The sequence below is a fragment of the Bradyrhizobium sp. CCBAU 51765 genome (genome assembly GCF_015291725.1).
GTDB classification, from domain to species: Bacteria; Pseudomonadota; Alphaproteobacteria; order Rhizobiales; family Xanthobacteraceae; genus Bradyrhizobium; species Bradyrhizobium liaoningense.
Genome location: NZ_CP030038.1, coordinates 2,590,122 through 2,606,711, shown reverse-complemented (window position 1 = coordinate 2,606,711; position 16,590 = coordinate 2,590,122). Strand labels below are relative to the sequence as shown.

Sequence of the window (16,590 nt, the reverse complement as noted above, 5' to 3'; positions counted from 1 at the left end):
TTGCAAGATTCTGTTATGATCGGCGGCGCCCGCGATCGCGCAGCGGACACGCCTGCCCCGAGGGTCAGGCGCGCTGACGAATTGTCGCAGTCGCGTCGTAAGCCGCTCGCGTTTAAGCAAAATTTGCGACACACGTCCCAGTGCGATCGGCGGTCGGCCACGCGATTTCGCCACTTTCGGCCGGTTTACTGAACGTCTCGATCTGGTAATCAAATTGCACACTTCAGCTCATTGATTGGAATTGTTGGCCAGTGCCGGACACCAACGAGCAGGATTCGGTCATTGCCTTCGGGCCGTTTCGCCTGTTCGTGAAATCGCGGCTGTTGGAAAAGGACGGCGCCCCGCTTCCCCTCGGCGGCCGTGCGCTCGACATTCTCATTTTTCTCGCGGAGCGTGCCGGAGAGGTCATTGACAAGCGGGAGCTGATCAAGCGCATCTGGGCCGACGTGAACGTGGACGAAGGCAGCCTGCGCTTCCACATCACGACGCTGCGCAAGGCCTTGGGCGATGCGGGCGAAGGCTCCCGCTACGTCGTCAACGTCCCGGGACGCGGCTATTGCTTCACGGCTCCGCTGCTCCGGCCCGCAGCATCGGAGAGCGGGACGAGCCCGCCCGCCGCTTCGTCCCCCTCGCTGCCCTCGCCGCTCGCGAAGATGATCGGCCGGGACGATGCGGTCGAGAGAATCTCCGCCGAGCTTGCCCAGCATCGCTTCGTCACCATCGTCGGCCCCGGCGGGATCGGCAAGACGTCGGTCGCACTCGCCGTGGCGCAGGGCGAGCTCGCGGCCTTCGACGGCCAGGTGTGCTTCGTCGATTTCGGCGCGCTGACCGATACCCGGCTCGTCCCCGGAACCATTGCGGCCGCGCTGGGCCTGACCGTCAATTCCGAGGACCCGATACCGGGCCTGCTGACGGTCCTGCGCAACCGGCGGATCCTGCTGGTGTTCGACAGTTGCGAGCACATCCTCGACGAACTCGCCCCTTTGGCCGAGCGGCTCGTCCGCGAGGCGCCGCAGCTGCATATCCTGGCCACCAGCCGGGAATCCTTTCGCGCCGACGGTGAACGCATCCATCGGTTGTTTCCGCTGGATTGCCCGCCGGAGCGCGACGGCCTCGGCATCGCCGACATCCTTGCCTATCCCGCAAGTCAGCTCTTCGTGGAACGCATTGCCGAGAGCTTGAGCGAGTTCGAACTCCGCGACGAGGATGCGCCGCTCGTCGCCGAGATCTGCCGGCGACTGGACGGCATTGCGCTCGCGATCGAGCTCGCGGCCGGACGTGTGAACGCCTATGGCATTGCCGGCACCGCCTCGCTGCTGGACAGCCGCTTCTCGCTGCTGTGGCGGGGGCGGCGTACCGCAATTCCGCGGCATCAAACCTTGAGCGCGGCGCTGGCCTGGAGCTACGACCTGCTGCCGCCGGCCGAAAGCGCAACGCTGCGCGGCCTGTCGGTGTTCGTCGGGCCGTTCACGCTGGAGGCCGCGCTTGCCGTCGCGTCCTGCCAGGGGATCGGCGAGCCCGAAGCCGTCGAGGCGATTTCGAACCTGCTGTCCAAATCCCTGATCGCGACCTCGCCCGCGGAGCGGCGGCTGCGCTACCGCCTGCTCGACACCACCCGCGCCTTCGTCGCGGACAAGCTCGTCGAGAACGGGGAAGCGGACCGCGTCGCGCGCGCCCACGCCGAATATATCCGCGACTTGCTGCACGACATTGCCCTCAAATCCACGAGCATGCAGAGCGCGGGCGGCTTCCTTCCCTATGCCGACCATTTGCCAAATGTCAGGGCCGCGCTGACCTTCAGCTTTTCGGAGAGCGGCGACCGGACGATCGGCGTCGATCTGGCGGCCTCGGCCGCGCAGTTCTTCCTCGAACTGACCTTGCTGACGGAATGCTACCGCTGGACCCGGCAGGCGCTGGCCTCGCCGGATGCGCGCGCCGCGGACAGCCGGAAGGAGATGACCTTGCAGGCCGCGCTCGGCGTCTCCGTGATGTTCACGCAGGGCAATACCGAAGGGGTCCGGTCGGCATTCACGCGCAGTCTCCAGCTTGCCCGGGAACTCGAGGACCTGCACTGGCAGCTCTGGCTGCTGCGCGGATTGCACATCTACCTGACCAGGGTCGGAGATTTTCACGGCGCGCTCGGAATCGGCGAACAGGGCGAGAGCGTCGCGCGAAAGCTGAACGATCCCACCGCCACGCTGAACGTCGAATGGATGCTGGGCGTGGCGCACCATCTGATCGGCAACCAGGACAAGGCGGTTCGGTTCTGCGAGAGCGCGATGGTGCACAATCCCGGCTCGCAACGGCTGAACATCGGCCATCTCGGCTATGACGACCGCATCGTCGCGCTGGTGGCGCTGGCGCGCGGACTCTGGCTCACCGGCCGGCCCGAGCGTGCGATCGAGGCCGCCAGATACACGGTTCGCGAGGCCGAGCTGCTCGAACAGCCGCTGACCCTCGGCATCTCCCTGATCTGGACGATTTACGTGTTCCTCTGGGTCGGCGACTGGGACAACGCCGAAATCCTGATCGAGCGGCTGATCGACCATTCGGCGCGGCACTTCCTCGGGCCCTATCACGCGGTCGGCATCGGCCAGAAGGGCGAGCTGCTGCTGCGCCGCGGCGACGTTGCCGCAGGCGTCGAGCACCTTCGCCGCAGTCAGGCCACGTTGCACGCGGCCCGGCACCGGATCATGACGACCGTGTTCGCGACGACGCTCGCGGAGGGTCTCGCGTCCCAGAATCAGCCCGACGAAGCCTTGCGGACGATCAACGAGGCGATCGCCCAGATTCCCGATCATGGAGAGTCCTTCGACATGCCGGAGATGCTCAGGATCAAGGGCGACATCCTCGCCCGGTCGGGCAGCGCGGTGGAGGCCGAGAGCTGCTTGCGCCAATCGCTCGATCTGTCGCAGCGCCAATGCGCAGTCGGCTGGGAGCTCCGGGGTGCGATCAGCCTCGGCCGCATCTGGCGCGAGGCCGGAAAGGCCGGCGACGCACGCGACTTGCTCGCCCCGCTCGTCGCGCGCTACCAGGAGGGGCTCCAGACCCGCGATCTGGTCGCCGCAAGGGAGTTGCTGGGCACGCTGAATTGACAGCATCTTCAACGGCATACCGCCAAACTGCCTGCTCGCAACTCCTAACAACTTCTAACACGCCAAGCCGCCTGCGCCCCGCCATGGTGGCGACACTTCAAGGTGGATATGGCGGGACATGGCGCTTCTTGACGACGTAATGGATGCCAGCGGCGGCTTGGCCCACTGGAACAGCCTGAACCGGTTTACGCTCCACCTTTCCGTTGGCGGGTCGTTGTTCTCCAGCGCGGGACATGCCCAGGAATTCAAGGACGTGACCGCGGAAGGCTCGACCCGCGCGCAATCGCTCCGGTTCACCGGCATCACCGGGGGCGAACACTCCGGCTCCTTTCAACCCGACGCGATCACGATCGAGAGCCTGGATGGTGAAGTTCTGCGGAGCTGGCGCAACCCGAGCCTCGCGTTGACCGAGCCCGGCTCGCCCGCCCTTGCGGACGAACTGCATCTGGTGTTCTTCTGCGGCGTCGCGATCTGGAACTATCTGACCAGCCCGTTCCTGCTCGCCCATCCCGATGTCGCGGTGGAGGAGCTGGCGCCCTGGCGTGAGGGCGCCGAGACGTGGCGGCGGCTCCGGGCACAGTTCCCCCCACACCTCATCACGCTTGCGCCTGAACAGATCTTCTATTTCGACGAGAGCGCCCTGCAACGGCGGACGGACCACGATCTCTTCGGAAACAAGGTTGCACACTTCTCATGGGCTCATGACAGCTTCTGCGGCATCGTCGTGCCGACACTTCGACGCATGCAGGCGCTGCAGCCTGATGGAACGGTCATCGCCAGGCCCGTGCTGATGGACGTCGAGATCTTCGACGCCGTCTTCGAGTAGAGACGAGCACCCGCGGGAGCGGCGACCACTCTGCCCTCAACGCCTAACAATACATAACGAGCCAACAGACGCCATCGGGTGCAGATTGCACGAACGAGCAACCAACGACGTGTGCCATCGGAGCAATGACATGAAGGTTCCAGCTACCCTTGCACTCTCGGCAGCCCTGGCCTGCGCGACTGCGCACGCCTCGGCACAAGACCTGCGATCGAGCCGGCGTTCGATCAGCTATCACACCGTCAATATCCAGGGCCTCGAGATCTTCTACCGCGAGGCCGGCCCCGCCGACGCGCCGACCGTGCTGCTCCTGCATGGCTTCCCCTCCTCGTCGCGGATGTGGGAGCCTCTGCTGCCGCTGCTCGCCGACAGATATCACGTGATCGCACCTGATTATCCCGGCTTCGGCAACAGCAGCGCGCCGCCGCCGTCCGCTTTCACCTATACGTTCGACAACATCGCCGGCGTGATCGGAGAGCTCACGACGAAGCTCGGTCTCGGCAAATATGTTCTGTTCATGCAGGACTACGGCGGTCCTGTCGGCTTCCGCATGGCGCTGGCGCATTCCGAACGTGTCCGCGGAATCATCATCCAGAATGCGGTGTCGCACGAGCAGGGCTTGAGCCCGCTCTGGGAAGCGCGTCGCAGGTACTGGGCCGACCCGGCACACGAGCTCGAGGCGCTCAAGGCCAATTTCACCTCGCTGGCGGCGACGCGTCAGCGGCATCTCGGCTCTAGTCCGCACCCCGAACGCTACGACCCCGACACGTGGGGCGACGAATACGCGTTCCTGACGCGTCCCGGCCAGGCCGAGATCCAGGCCACGCTGTTCCTGGATTACCGGACCAACGTCGCCTCCTATCCCAAATGGCAGGACTGGTTGCGCAAGATGCGGCCGCCGACGCTGGTGGTCTGGGGCAAATACGATCCGTCTTTCACCGTCGCCGGCGCCACAGCCTATCGCGACGATGTGCCGGATGCCGAGGTTCACATCCTGGAGGCGGGCCACTTCGCGCTGGATGAAGCCGCCGACGAAATCGCCGCGCTCGTTCGCGACTTCCTTGCGCGCCTGGATAAGGACAAGGACTAGGCCTCGGATTTCGGACCGCGCACAATCAGGCCGGCTGATCCAGCATCAGCCGTGCCGCCCTGAGATCGGCGGTCTCGACCCCCTCGGAGAATCGGGCGTAGGTGCTGGCAAGCCGCTCAAGCGAATCCGGCATACCCTGACGGTCTCGCAGCCGCGCCAGCGACATCTCGGTTCGCAACCGCCAGGACAATGCGCCCTGGCGCTCGGCGAGCGTCGCCGACGCGACCAGACTTGCCTCGGCAGCTGCGAGGTCTCCGCCACGCGCCTCGAGCTCGCCCCGCAGACGGAGCAGCTCCGGCATGTCGAAGGCGCCGCCTTCCTGCTCGATCCGCGCAACGGTCTCGTGCAGCACCTCTTGTGCGTCCGGCAGCCGTCCGAGTGCCGCCAATCCCCGGGACAGATCGGCTGCGAACGCCGATGCGTAGAGTTCGTAGCGATCCGCGTGCAGGCGCGGGAGCGCAGTCCGCAACAGGTCGATGCCACCGGTGACCTCACCGCGGGCGATCATGGCCTGCGCCCGAAAGCCGCTCGCGACGGCTTCGTAAGGAACGAGCCCGTGCAGGTTCGCATGCTTCGCCAGGCGACCGGTCATGGCCTCGACGGAGGACCAGTCGCCGACCCAGCCGAACACCGAGGCGGACCAGCATAACGCGATACAATGCATGACCACGTCGCGCGGCGCTGACGCGCCGACGAGCGGGCGGATGCATTCGAGCGCACGGTCGGGAAAGCCGCGCAACCATAGCACGCGCGCGAGCGGAATCTGCGGCGTGCGCGAATAGGCGAAATGTCCGGGCTGGATGCCGCGCAGCGCGGCGTCGTCGCGCAGGCCCTCGTCGAGATGGGCCTGCGCCTCGAGCTGGTCCCCGGCGAGGTGATAGGACACGCCGAGCAGTGCCTTGCTGCCGGCAACGCCTGCGGTATCGCCGATCAGGTGGGCAATCCGCTCGGCGTGACGCGCGGTCGCCACCAGATGCCGATAGCCGCCGGTCCGGCGGTAGAACATGTTCAACCGCGACAGCAGCCGGAAGGTATTGGCATGGTCGCCGAGCGCTTCCGCGATCTCCAGGCCACGCCTGAGCGCCGCTTCCGCCTGCTCGCTGTTGCGCTCGGTGAACATGAGGGCATGACCGAGCGTCGACTGGAGCTCGAGCTCCCATCTGTCGCCCCGCTCGGCCTCACCGAGCGTTGCGAGTGCCCGTTGGGACCATATGCGCGCTTCGTTCAGCAAACTGAGCTCGACGAACAGCCTCGTGCAGCTCCCCGCGAGCGGAACGCGCAGGCCGGCGCCGTCGACATTGGCGTAGCTCCATGCCAGTGCAGCGCGGGCGTCGGCGAGCAGGCCGGCCCGCTCCTGCGCGCGGGACGCCTGATCGCGGCTGACCGGCTCCGTCATGCCGGCTTCGAGCGTTCGCTGAACATATACGGCATGACGGCGCGCGATTGCATCGGCCTCGCCGCCGTCGGCCAGCTTCTGCATGGCATAGGCACGCGTTGCGTCCAGCAGGCGATAGCGCCGCGACGCGCCGTCCGGCTGCGCCGACACCAGCGACTTGACCACGAGTTGCTCCAGCGCATGGATGACGCGATCCTCCGCCGTCGCCGCGTCGGCAGCCACCGCGATCGCGCCCTGCAACGTGAAGGGGCCCGCGAACACGGCGAGACGCTGAAACACGATGCGCTCGCTCTCGCCGATCAGGCCAAAGCTCCAATCGAGCGTGGCGCCGAGCGTCTGCTGGCGCGGCGGCGCCGTTCGCCGCCCGCGCCATTCGAGCTGCAAATGGCTGTCGAGCAGCGCCGCCATCTCGCGCAGTCCGTAGAGACCGACGCGCGCGGCGGCCAGCTCGATCGCGAGCGCGATGCCGTCGAGCTTGCCGCAGATCCGGACCAGGACCCCCGCATCCTCGTCCGTGATGGCGTCCCGATGGCCTGCCGCGACGGCGCGGTCCACGAACAGACGCGCTGCCGGATAATTCAGCACCTCGCCAGCACTGAGGCGAGCATTCTGCGGCGGACCAGGCAGAGGAGCGAGTTCAAAGATCTGCTCCCCCTCCACCAGCAGCGACTCGCGGCTGGTTGCCAGGATGGCGACGCCGGGCGCCTCACGGTAGATAGCTTCTGCGAGACGCGCGACCTCGTCGATGACGTGCTCGCAGCTGTCGAGAATGAAAAGCAGCCGTCGGCCGCGCAGAAAATTGACGATGCTGCCGGCGGGATCGTTGTGATGCACGACGAGGCCCAGCGCGGCGGCAACCGTGCTCGCGACCAGCGCGGCGTCCTGCAGCGGACCGAATTCGAGGAAATGGACGTTTCCCTCGAACCTGTCGCACATGTCATGCGCGAGCGCGGCCGCAACGGTGGTCTTGCCGATGCCACCCGGCCCTCGCAGCGTGACGAAGCGATCGCGGGACAGGCGCGTTGCCAGCTCGGCCACGACGTCGTCCCGCCCGACCATCCGATCCAGGCGACGCGGCAGAAACGGCGGCGGGACTGACGTTTCGGGCAGCCGCGACGCGGTCACAGGCGGCTCTGCGCGTTCGCCACGCCGCACGGGCGCGACGAAGCAATAGCCCCGGCTCGGAATGTTGGTGATGTAGCGGGCGCCATCCTTGCCGTCGCCGAGCACCTTGCGCAGTTCCGCGACATGGACCCGCAGGCTGATCTCCTCGACGGAGAGGCCCGACCACGCGTAGGCGAGAATCTCGTGCTTCGGCACCACCTCGCCGGCGCGGCTGACGAGCAGGCGCAAAATGTCCATCGCCCGGCTGCCGAGCTTGACCGGCACGCCGTCCTTCTCCAGCAGCCGCGAACGCAGCGAAAATGGTCCGAACGAGACGGCATCGAGATCAAGAATCGGCCCGGTGTCGCCGCTGCGGCCGCCATGTCCTGCCGAAAGCTCGGTCACATCTCGCTCATCTTGACGACTGCTTCCTCGAAACGGCGCGACTATACAAGGCGCCGCAGCGCGGTCCAGTGAAGGCACTGCACGAACCCGCATCGCGCATCGGTCGCCAGGCGATGCCTTGCGCTCTCCTCAAGCCAGTCCGGTTCGCGCAAAATGCGTGACAAATTGGTCCTAGTCAGCCCTCTGCGACGAGCTGTCACACCTGATGCACACCCACAGAATCTAACAGATCCTAATCACCACTAACGGGCGTCCTGGCCAGCTCACGTCTATCCTCTCAGCATGGAAAGCATTGGCTTGCGCGCCTGTCGGTCGTTGCAAGCTGCGGCGGAACCAGGAGAGGACGAACGATGTCGAGCAACTTGCACGCGGCGCATGCCTGGATTGAATTTCCGGCCGCCCCGCGGGATCATGAGGGTCTTCGCTCCACACAGGCGATCGCCCGGGAGAGCCGGTGGCGTCAGATCGATCGCACTCAGGAGAGCATGATCGAGGAGATCACGATCTCGCGATGGGACGACCCGCGGAGCACCTCGTCGCACGAAACGACGACGCCGGATGATCGCTATTTCGTCGGCATTGCCCTGAAGACCACGCGCGCGAAGCTCATACGGGATGGCCGGATCATCTTCGAAGGGACCATGCCGGCGGGGTCGCTGTATGTCACCGCGCCGTCGAAGCCTCTCGGCGCACAATTCCTGTCGCCGAGCGCCTTCCTGCACGTCCACATCTCCACGGACCATCTTCCGGCGCACGCCGACGGGCTGAATGACCTCGTGCTGTTGCGCGATCCGCTCGCTGCGGAGCTCGCCAGGGCGCTGATCGAACATGGTGACGCCGCGGACCTGCAGTTCACGCGCTGCATCGGCCAGACCCTGGCGATGCATCTCACCCGGATTGAGCTGCCGCGCGTCAAGGTCAATGCCTTGCCGAAATGGCGGTTGCGGCGCGTCGAGCAGCACATCGCAGATCATTTCGACCGCTGCATCAGCCTGTCCGAGCTCGCCAATGTCGCCGGCCTGTCCAGGATGCACTTTGCGGCGCAGTTCCGCGCCGCGACCGGTTATCGTCCCCGCGAATATCTGCTGACGCAGCGGGTCGAGCACGCCAAGACGCTGCTCGCGACCACCGAGCGGCCATTGGCGGATATCGCGCTCGCGGTGGGCTTCAGCACGCAGGCGCATTTTTCGACCGTCTTCAAGCGCATCAGCGGTCAATCTCCGGCGCGCTGGCGCCTTGCCAACGTGGACGGACAGCGCGAGGTCGAAGCGCGGCCGAGGCGGCACGCGTCTCCGGAGCGGGATTGGATCGCCAGCGCCGCTGCATAGCTGATCCGGCGAGCGACGGACGACAGGGATCCCGAGGCGTGTGCCTCAACTTGTTTGCTGCTCCCGATCTCGCCGCTGCAAGTCCTCGTGCCCCGGACAAGCAGCAACGCGCGAGCGTTGCGGTGCAGAGCCGGGATCCAGAACGCTCCACGGTAGCTTGCGGTGAGATGAACCTCGGCTCTGCAGCGCATCGTCGAAGAGACGCTGCGCTGCGTCCGGGGCACGAAAGCGCAATACTGACGCCCCTACACCGGATCGAACGCCCGGATCGGCGGCAGATTGCCGGTGAACTTCTCCACCTCGACAGTCGTCAGCTGGCCGGTGCAACCTTGCGCCAGTGAGGAGGTGCCGATGTCACGGGTAAGCACGTTCGGATTGCCGTGAACGCAGAGCGGCGCCTCGTCTTCGGGATCCATCGGATCGTACCAGGCGCCGGTCGGAAGCTGGACCACGCCGGGCGCGATGCCGTCGGTGACGTGGACGGCAGCAAGGCACGCGCCGCGCTTGTTGAACAGGCGAATGATGTCGCCGTCCTTGATGCCGCGCGCGTCCGCATCAACCGGGTTCATGCGCGCGACCTCGCGGCCGCGATGCTTTGCGGCAAGCGAATGTCCGCCAAAATCGAGCTGGCTGTGCAGGCGCGTCGCCGGCTGGTTGGCGACGAGGAAGCACGGCGCCCCGGGCTTGGGCGCATCGGTCTTGTCGAGCCAGACCGGATGGCCGGGACAATCCGCATCGCCATGACCTGCGATCTTGGCCGAGAAGATCTCGATCCGCCCGCTCGGCGTCGGCAGGCCGTGATTGACCGGATCGTCGCGGAAGCGGCGCAGCCGGCCACCGTCATCGGGCTGCTGGGGCACGACCAGGCTGCCGCGCGCCCAGAACTCGTCGAAATCAGGAGCTTCGAGGCCGCGCTTGGCCAGCGATGCGCGAGTCGGCTCGTAGAGATGTCTTAGCCACTGCCGCGACGTGCGTCCTTCGGTGAAGGGTTCGCGCGCTCCGAGACGGTCGGCGAGATCGGCGAAGATGTCGTAATCGTCGCGCGCGAGCCCGAACGGCTCGGCAATGCGGTGCATGGCGACCATCAGCGGATCGTTGGTGGAATAACCGATGTCCTCGCGCTCCAGCGTCATCGTCGCAGGCAGCACGATGTCGGCGTGGCGGGCCGTCGCAGTCCAGGCCAATTCGTGCACGACGAAGGTGTCGAGCTGTGCAAAGGCCTTGCGCAGGCGGTTGATGTCCTGGTGATGGTGGAACGGATTGCCGCCCGCCCAGTAGACCAGACGGATGTCCGGATAGGTGCGCGTCTCGCCGTTGTAGCGATAGGTGCTGCCGGGGTTGAGCAGCATGTCGGCGATGCGTGCCACCGGGATGAAATCCGCAACACCATTGCGGCCCTGACCCAGCGTCGGCCCGGGCACGTCGTTGACGCGGCGGCCGTAATAGCCGATCGCACCCAGCGAATAGGCGTAGCCGCCGCCGGGAAGGCCGATCTGGCCGAGGGCTGCCGCCAGCACCATGCCCATCCACACCGGCTGCTCGCCATGCTCGGCGCGTTGAAGCGAATGGGAGACGGTGATGAGCGCGCGCTTCCGGGCAAGTCGCCGCGCCAGCTTGCGGATCATATCCGCCTCGATGCCGCAGATTGCGGCGGCCCATTCGGCATGCTTTGCTTGCCCGTCGCTCTCGCCGGTGAGATAGCGCAGGAAAACCGGCCAGCCCTCGGTGTAGCGATCGAGGAAGGCCTGATCGTGCAGGCTCTCGCTGACCAGCGTGTGCACGATGCCGAGCATCAGCGCAGTATCGGTCCCGGGGATGCACGTCATCCATTCGGCGCCGGCCTCGACCGGGAGATCGTCGCGCAGCGGGCTGACTAGGACGAACTCGCAGCCGCGCCGGCGTGCAGCCGCCATCGCGTCGCGCTCGACATGCTTGCTGATCGAGCCGCCGGCCACCATGGAGTTCTTCAGCGCCATCCCGCCGAATGCCAGCACGATCTCGGTACGATCAGCGATCTGCTCCCAGGTGACGTTGCGCTTGGTGATGTCCTCGTAGCCGGCCAGGATCTGTGGCAGCAGCACCGAGGACGCTCCGGAGGAATAGGAGTTCACCGAGCGAACGTAACCGCCCATCGCGATGTTGAGGAAGCGATGCACCTGGCTCTGGGCGTGATGGAAGCGGCCGGCGCTCGACCAGCCATAGGAACCGCCGAACACGGCGCCCGGCCCGCGCGTATCGCGGATGCGTGTCAGTTCGTCCCCCAGGAGATCGAGCGCCTTCTCCCAGCTGACGGAGACGAACTCGTCGCGGCCACGGCGATCGTCGGGGCCCGGCCCGCGCTCCAGCCAGCCGCGGCGGACCGCCGGCTGGGCGATGCGCGCCTGATGGCGGAGCGCGCCGGGAAAATTGTCGATGATGCCGTTCGGATCGGGATCGCCCGCATAGGCCCTGACCTCCAGCCCGGCCGCGCCCTGACGCGCGGAGAAGACGCCCCAATGCGAGGTATGCGGCTTGAAGCCGTCCGACAGGTCGAGACCAGGGTCGGGAAAGCCAATCGTATCGTCCATGGTCTGATCCTTGTTCCAGTACCGGCCTGCAATCGGGGTGGTAATATACCGATCCGCTCCGGACGTCGTCGAGATCAGCGTTGACGGAAACGCTGGCCTGCCCCGCGCAATGCCAGCCGAGGGCGTCGCCAGGGCGCCTGCGATGTCAGCAGTGACCTGCACGGGTCGGGGGCCCAAGGATTTGCCCGAACTGCCGATTCGTGTCGCCACGGCGGCCAGGAGAATTCGTTGCGGGGGCGATCGTCTGCCGCGGCATCGGCCGGGCACCGGAGCCCGCACAGAACGAATCCGTCATGCTGGCGTGGCAGGCATCATCCGCGTGCGCAGCAATCGACCAGCAGATTCCAGATCCGCTGCGCCTCTTCCCTCTTGTGAGCCTCCGGCGCCGGCCTCGCGCTCGACCGATCATTCGCTGCGATGGTGCGTGCTTCGCGCGGCGCGATCCACCGCTCCGAAATCGGGTCGTACCATTTTCCGATGTTCATCTCAGTCACGTCGATCGGCTCGCAAATCTGGTCCAGGGGCTTGGGCGATGCGCCTCCCGCGGCTTGCATCAAACCGTTCGGCTGCGCGCCACCCATTTCACCAATCAGGAGCAGGCGCGATCGTTCCCGACGCGACCCGCGGCTTCAGCCCGGCCGGGCCGGATGAAGCGTGCGCGGGTGCCGCTCGTGCAGCAACCGCGCAAGCTCCTCACGCTCCGTCGGGCGTCCCTTCATGGCGGTCTCGAACAGCGCTTCCTGGATGTCGCGTGGCATGTCGCCCCACACGTCCATCGCCGCGCGTCCGAGCAGGCTCGCAAGATGATCGACTCCATCGCTCATTTGGCTCTCCCGATCTGCACAGGGAATGGAACAGCGACGGCCGCACGGCGTTCCACTGCCATCATTGTGAACAGGAGACGTCTTTTATGGGATTCTTCACCAAGGACATCAAATCGATGGAAGACCTGCTGCTGCACGGCCTTCAGGACATCTACTACGCGGAACAGCAGATCCTGAAGGCGCTGCCGAAGATGATCGACAAGGCGACCAACAGGGACCTCGTCGCCGGGCTGAAAGCCCATCTGGAAGAGACAAACAAGCAGGTCGAACGCCTCAACAAGGTGTTCGCGAAGCTCGGCAAGGAGCCGAGCGGCACTCATTGTCCGGCCATCGACGGCCTCATCAAGGAAGCCGACGAGACCGCCGGGGAGATCGAGGACAAGGCCGTGCTCGACGCCGCGATCGTCGCGAACGCACAGGCCGTGGAGCACTACGAAATGTGCCGCTACGGCACGCTGATCGCCTGGGCCGAAGAGCTCGGCCACGACGACATCGTGCGCTTCCTCACCACCAATCTGAACGAGGAGAAGGCCGCCAACACCAAGCTGAACACGGTCGCCCTGCGCAAGGGCGTCAACGCCAAGGCGTCGAACGCCGCGTGATCGAGGCCGACGGATCGAAAGGATGGCGGCGCCCGCCGCCGCCATCTTCCTGCCGTTGCCGCTCATCTCTACCGCTAGCGGACACGTCCGATCAGATGAACGGCTTGCCACCGGTGACGGCCACCGTCGCCCCGGAGGTGTAGCTCGAGAGCGGATCGGCCAGCATGACATAGGCGGTTGCGAGCTCCGCCGGCTGGCCGGCGCGCTGCATCGGGACCTGCTTGCCGAAGTTCTTGACCCTTTCCTCCGACATGGTCGAGGGGATGAGCGGAGTCCAGATCGGACCCGGGGCTACCGCGTTGACCCGAATGCCCTTCTCGGCCAGCATCTGCGCGAGCCCGCCCGTGAAATTCTGGATGGCCCCCTTGGTCGTGGCGTAAGCCAGCAGCGTAGGGTTCGGCATGTCCGAATTCACCGAAGCCGTGTTGATGATCGCAGCTCCCGGCCGCATGTGGGGGACGGCGGCCTTGGCCAGATAGAACATGGCGTGAATGTTGGTCTCGAACGTGCGCTGCCACTCCTCGTCGGTGATATCCCCGATGTCCTTGAATGTAGCCTGATGCGCCGCGTTGTTGACGAGGATGTCGATGCGGCCGAGCTCCTCGACGGTGCGACGCACGATGGCGCGGCAGTGATCGGGATCGCTGATATCGCCGGGGACGAGGACGACCTTGCGCCCCTCCCGTTCCACCAACGTCTTCACCTCCGCGGCATCCTCGTCCTCGTTCAGGTAGGATATGACGATATCGGCGCCCTCACGCGCATAGGCGATCGCCACCGCGCGGCCGATGCCGCTGTCTCCGCCCGTGATGATGGCTTTCTTTCCCGCAAGCCGCCCGGCGCCTTTGTAACTCTCCTCGCCATGATCCGGCCGGGGCTGCATCGCTCGCGTCGAGCCGGGCATCGGTTGCTGCTGCGCAGGATAAGGCGGCTTTGGATAATCGGTCATGGACAACTCCGGACGTCTGCTGCGCTAACGGAGCGCCGCCGGAAGTGTTCCTACCTTCGGAGCGTGTCCGGCCCGCCGACATCGTCATGAGGAAAGCCGAAGCCGGCAACCGTCAGGATTTCCGCGAGCAGCAGCCACACGAATGCGAGGCCGCTGACCTCTTTGTCGAGGCGCAAACTCCTCGCCTTTCGCGGCTCGCCCCGATTAGAGTTCAACGCACCATTCTGATTCTCGCGAATGGCCGATCACCATGGCGTCATCTTTGATGACCGTGTTGCGGAGAGCATTTGAAACTCACAGGTGCTTTAGGTGCGTGAAGATATCTCAAGCAATCGGACACCGGCTTGACTCCAGCAGCCCAATCGAACGAGCGAATTCTCGGACTCCTGAGCGCAGCCGGCGTGTTCTGCATCTGGTCCGGCTTTCTCGTCTTCTCGAGGGCCGGCATGCAATCCGGCCTGACACCCTTCGATTTGACGGCGCTTCGGTTCATGGTCGCGGGCGCCCTGGTTCTTCCGTTCGCCAAGGCCTGGTGGCCGCGCCACCTGCCGCTGCACGCAATTCTGGCGATGTCGATCTTTGGCCCCGGCGCGCTGTACAATATCTTGATGTACTTCGGCTTGAAGGGGTCGTCGGCAGCATACGGGGGAGCGTTCGCCAACGGCTCGTTACCGATCTTCACCATTCTGCTGGGATTGCTTTTCGCGCGGCGCGTGCCGTCCTGGCAGCAACTCGTTGCAGTTCTCATCCTGCTCGTGGGCGCAGTGCTCGTTGCCGTTCCGGGCATGCGTGCCGGCGGCAATAACGTGGCATCGGCCATTGGGTTCTTCCTCGCGGCGTCAGCTGTGCTCTCGATCTACTTTGTGGGCGTGAAGCACTGGCAGGTCGAGGCGCGCCAGGCGCTGGTTCTTGTCAGCGTGCCGAACGCGCTCGTTTTCCTGCCGGTCTGGTTTTTCTTTCTTCCTTCCACCATGCAGGATGCGCCGTGGACGACGATCCTGCTTCAGGCCGCTTTCCAGGGCTTGGGCCCCGGTTTCCTGGCGGTCATCCTGTTCTCAATTTCCGTCAGGAGTCTCGGTCCTACGCCCTCGGCCGGTCTGGCTGCGGCGGTACCGGCAAGTGCGACGCTGTTGGCGATTCCGATACTTTCGGAGATTCCAACAACCATCGAGTGGATCGGCATGGCGATTGTCACCGCCGGGCTCGTTCTGTTGCTCGGAGGAGGCCAACCCGAAACCAGGAGCCTGTCCAAATAGCGGTGGCGACTCGGAAAGAGGCGGCTCCTGCTACGTCGATGCCGGAACGGCTGCATCCGTCCTGAGAATAAGCCGCGCACGTGTGCCGTCGTCGGCTGACGCGATCTCCACCTGCACGTCTCTCGGCTTCGCCAGATAGGGCGAGGACGTGACCAGGACATCGGCGCCAGATTCCGCATAGGCCGCGGCATTTGCCGCATTGACGCCGCCGGCGGCGGCGATGAGCGGACGAGCGCGCGTATAGGCCATCGATGCCATGCGCTTGACCAATGCAGCTATCTCGGCTGGCGAGAACTTCTCGGCTTGAATCACGTCGAAACCGGCGACCGCCGCGGCGAGCGCGGCATCGGCGGTCTTCACCTCGATCACGAGCTTCTTCTCCGGCGCCGCCCGGCGCAGCCGCTCGACCGCTTGAAACAGCGGCAGGTCGCCGAGAAAGACGCGGTGCTCAGGGAAGACCAGCACGGTTTCGGACAGGCCGAGCCGGTGCATCACGGCGCCGCCCGCCTTCACGGCCGCGACCGCAAAGCGCTTGGTGCCCGGTACGTTCTTGCGCGTGCAGGCGACCGGGATATGAGGTGCGACCGCCCTCGCCGCGTCGACGATGGCGCGGGTCTCGCTGGCCACGCCCGACCAGATCTCGATCAGGGTTTGCGCCACCTTCCAGCTCCGCAGCAGGCCCGCGGCCGGACCGCGCGCCTGAAGGATCGGGGCGCCCTGCTCCAGCGCCGCGCCGGACGCGGCGAACAGTTCCACCTCGCAGCCGGCGAGCGCGATGATCGCGGCGGCTTCCTCGGCGAGCGCCAGCACCATCGGCGCGCGCGCGGCGAACTGCATCACGCCGATGGCCCCGCCGATCCCGAGCGCCTCGGTGGTGAGATCGCCGTAGGGGACGTCGTCTTCCAGCAGGCGTTCGAGCTCGGCGCGCGATGCAACGGTTGCCATGTCGTGCGTCCCTTCATTGGTGTCGGCTTGCCGACGGCCTTGTCGGGAATCCGACACGGATCATCGGTCCCGCCGCCCGCAAGAGGCGGAAAGCCCCCTCTCTTGACACCATTCCTGCAAGGCGCACACCAGACTGCGACCACATATCCGGCACGCCGATTGCTGGGATGCTTCCGGCCGGCACCTTGCAGCAATCGGGCTGCGCT

The 16,590-nt window shown here is 65.8% G+C and carries 13 protein-coding genes; 6 read left to right on the top strand and 7 right to left on the bottom strand.

What is annotated here, in order from left to right; genetic code table 11:
- Nucleotides 1–251: 251 nt before the first annotated feature.
- The 3 genes from XH96_RS12385 (at nt 252) to XH96_RS12375 (ending at nt 5,008) form a co-directional block, all read left to right on the top strand.
- On the top strand, nt 252–3,095 hold the full coding sequence (locus tag XH96_RS12385) for a winged helix-turn-helix domain-containing protein (protein ID WP_194392749.1): 2,844 nt from the start codon (nt 252–254) through the stop codon (nt 3,093–3,095).
- Nucleotides 3,096–3,213: 118 nt separating this feature from the next.
- Nucleotides 3,214–3,921, top strand: a complete 708-nt coding sequence (locus XH96_RS12380) for a hypothetical protein (RefSeq protein WP_194392748.1) — start codon at nt 3,214–3,216, stop codon at nt 3,919–3,921.
- 130 nt (nt 3,922–4,051) lie between these two features.
- Nucleotides 4,052–5,008 carry an alpha/beta fold hydrolase gene (locus XH96_RS12375; protein ID WP_194392747.1) on the top strand — a complete coding sequence of 319 codons (957 nt, stop codon included), beginning with the start codon at nt 4,052–4,054 and terminating at the stop codon, nt 5,006–5,008.
- Nucleotides 5,009–5,033: 25 nt separating this feature from the next.
- Here XH96_RS12375 and XH96_RS12370 read toward each other — a convergent pair whose 3' ends face one another.
- Nucleotides 5,034–7,913 carry a winged helix-turn-helix domain-containing protein gene (locus XH96_RS12370; RefSeq protein ID WP_194392746.1) on the bottom strand — a complete coding sequence of 960 codons (2,880 nt, stop codon included), beginning with the start codon at nt 7,911–7,913 and terminating at the stop codon, nt 5,034–5,036.
- A 350-nt stretch (nt 7,914–8,263) separates the two neighbouring features.
- On the opposite strand from XH96_RS12370, the gene XH96_RS12365 reads away from it, so the two are divergent.
- Nucleotides 8,264–9,241: a helix-turn-helix domain-containing protein gene (locus XH96_RS12365; protein WP_194392745.1), complete on the top strand. Its 978-nt coding sequence runs from the start codon at nt 8,264–8,266 to the stop codon at nt 9,239–9,241.
- A gap of 245 nt (nt 9,242–9,486) precedes the next feature.
- Here the strand turns inward: XH96_RS12365 and XH96_RS12360 are convergent, their stop codons facing one another.
- The 3 genes from XH96_RS12360 to XH96_RS12350 all read right to left on the bottom strand — a co-directional run bounded on the left by XH96_RS12360 (nt 9,487) and on the right by XH96_RS12350 (nt 12,632).
- Nucleotides 9,487–11,808 carry a molybdopterin guanine dinucleotide-containing S/N-oxide reductase gene (locus tag XH96_RS12360; protein ID WP_194392744.1) on the bottom strand — a complete coding sequence of 774 codons (2,322 nt, stop codon included), beginning with the start codon at nt 11,806–11,808 and terminating at the stop codon, nt 9,487–9,489.
- Between the two features lie 311 nt (nt 11,809–12,119).
- A complete protein-coding gene (locus tag XH96_RS12355; protein WP_194394433.1) occupies nt 12,120–12,389 on the bottom strand; it encodes a hypothetical protein in 270 nt (89 codons plus the stop codon).
- A gap of 48 nt (nt 12,390–12,437) precedes the next feature.
- A complete protein-coding gene (locus XH96_RS12350; protein WP_194392743.1) occupies nt 12,438–12,632 on the bottom strand; it encodes a hypothetical protein in 195 nt (64 codons plus the stop codon).
- A gap of 86 nt (nt 12,633–12,718) precedes the next feature.
- Between XH96_RS12350 and XH96_RS12345 the strand changes: the two genes are divergently transcribed.
- Nucleotides 12,719–13,234, top strand: a complete 516-nt coding sequence (locus XH96_RS12345) for a ferritin-like domain-containing protein (protein ID WP_194392742.1) — start codon at nt 12,719–12,721, stop codon at nt 13,232–13,234.
- Between the two features lie 91 nt (nt 13,235–13,325).
- Here XH96_RS12345 and XH96_RS12340 read toward each other — a convergent pair whose 3' ends face one another.
- Nucleotides 13,326–14,183, bottom strand: coding sequence for an SDR family oxidoreductase (locus XH96_RS12340; RefSeq protein WP_194392741.1), 858 nt, complete (start codon nt 14,181–14,183; stop codon nt 13,326–13,328).
- 50 nt (nt 14,184–14,233) lie between these two features.
- Nucleotides 14,234–14,359: a hypothetical protein gene (locus XH96_RS39615; protein WP_256439339.1), complete on the bottom strand. Its 126-nt coding sequence runs from the start codon at nt 14,357–14,359 to the stop codon at nt 14,234–14,236.
- 168 nt (nt 14,360–14,527) lie between these two features.
- On the opposite strand from XH96_RS39615, the gene XH96_RS12335 reads away from it, so the two are divergent.
- Nucleotides 14,528–15,439, top strand: a complete 912-nt coding sequence (locus XH96_RS12335) for a DMT family transporter (RefSeq protein WP_194392740.1) — start codon at nt 14,528–14,530, stop codon at nt 15,437–15,439.
- A gap of 30 nt (nt 15,440–15,469) precedes the next feature.
- Here XH96_RS12335 and modD read toward each other — a convergent pair whose 3' ends face one another.
- A complete protein-coding gene (modD, locus tag XH96_RS12330) occupies nt 15,470–16,384 on the bottom strand; it encodes a ModD protein (protein WP_194392739.1) in 915 nt (304 codons plus the stop codon).
- Nucleotides 16,385–16,590 lie beyond the last annotated feature (206 nt).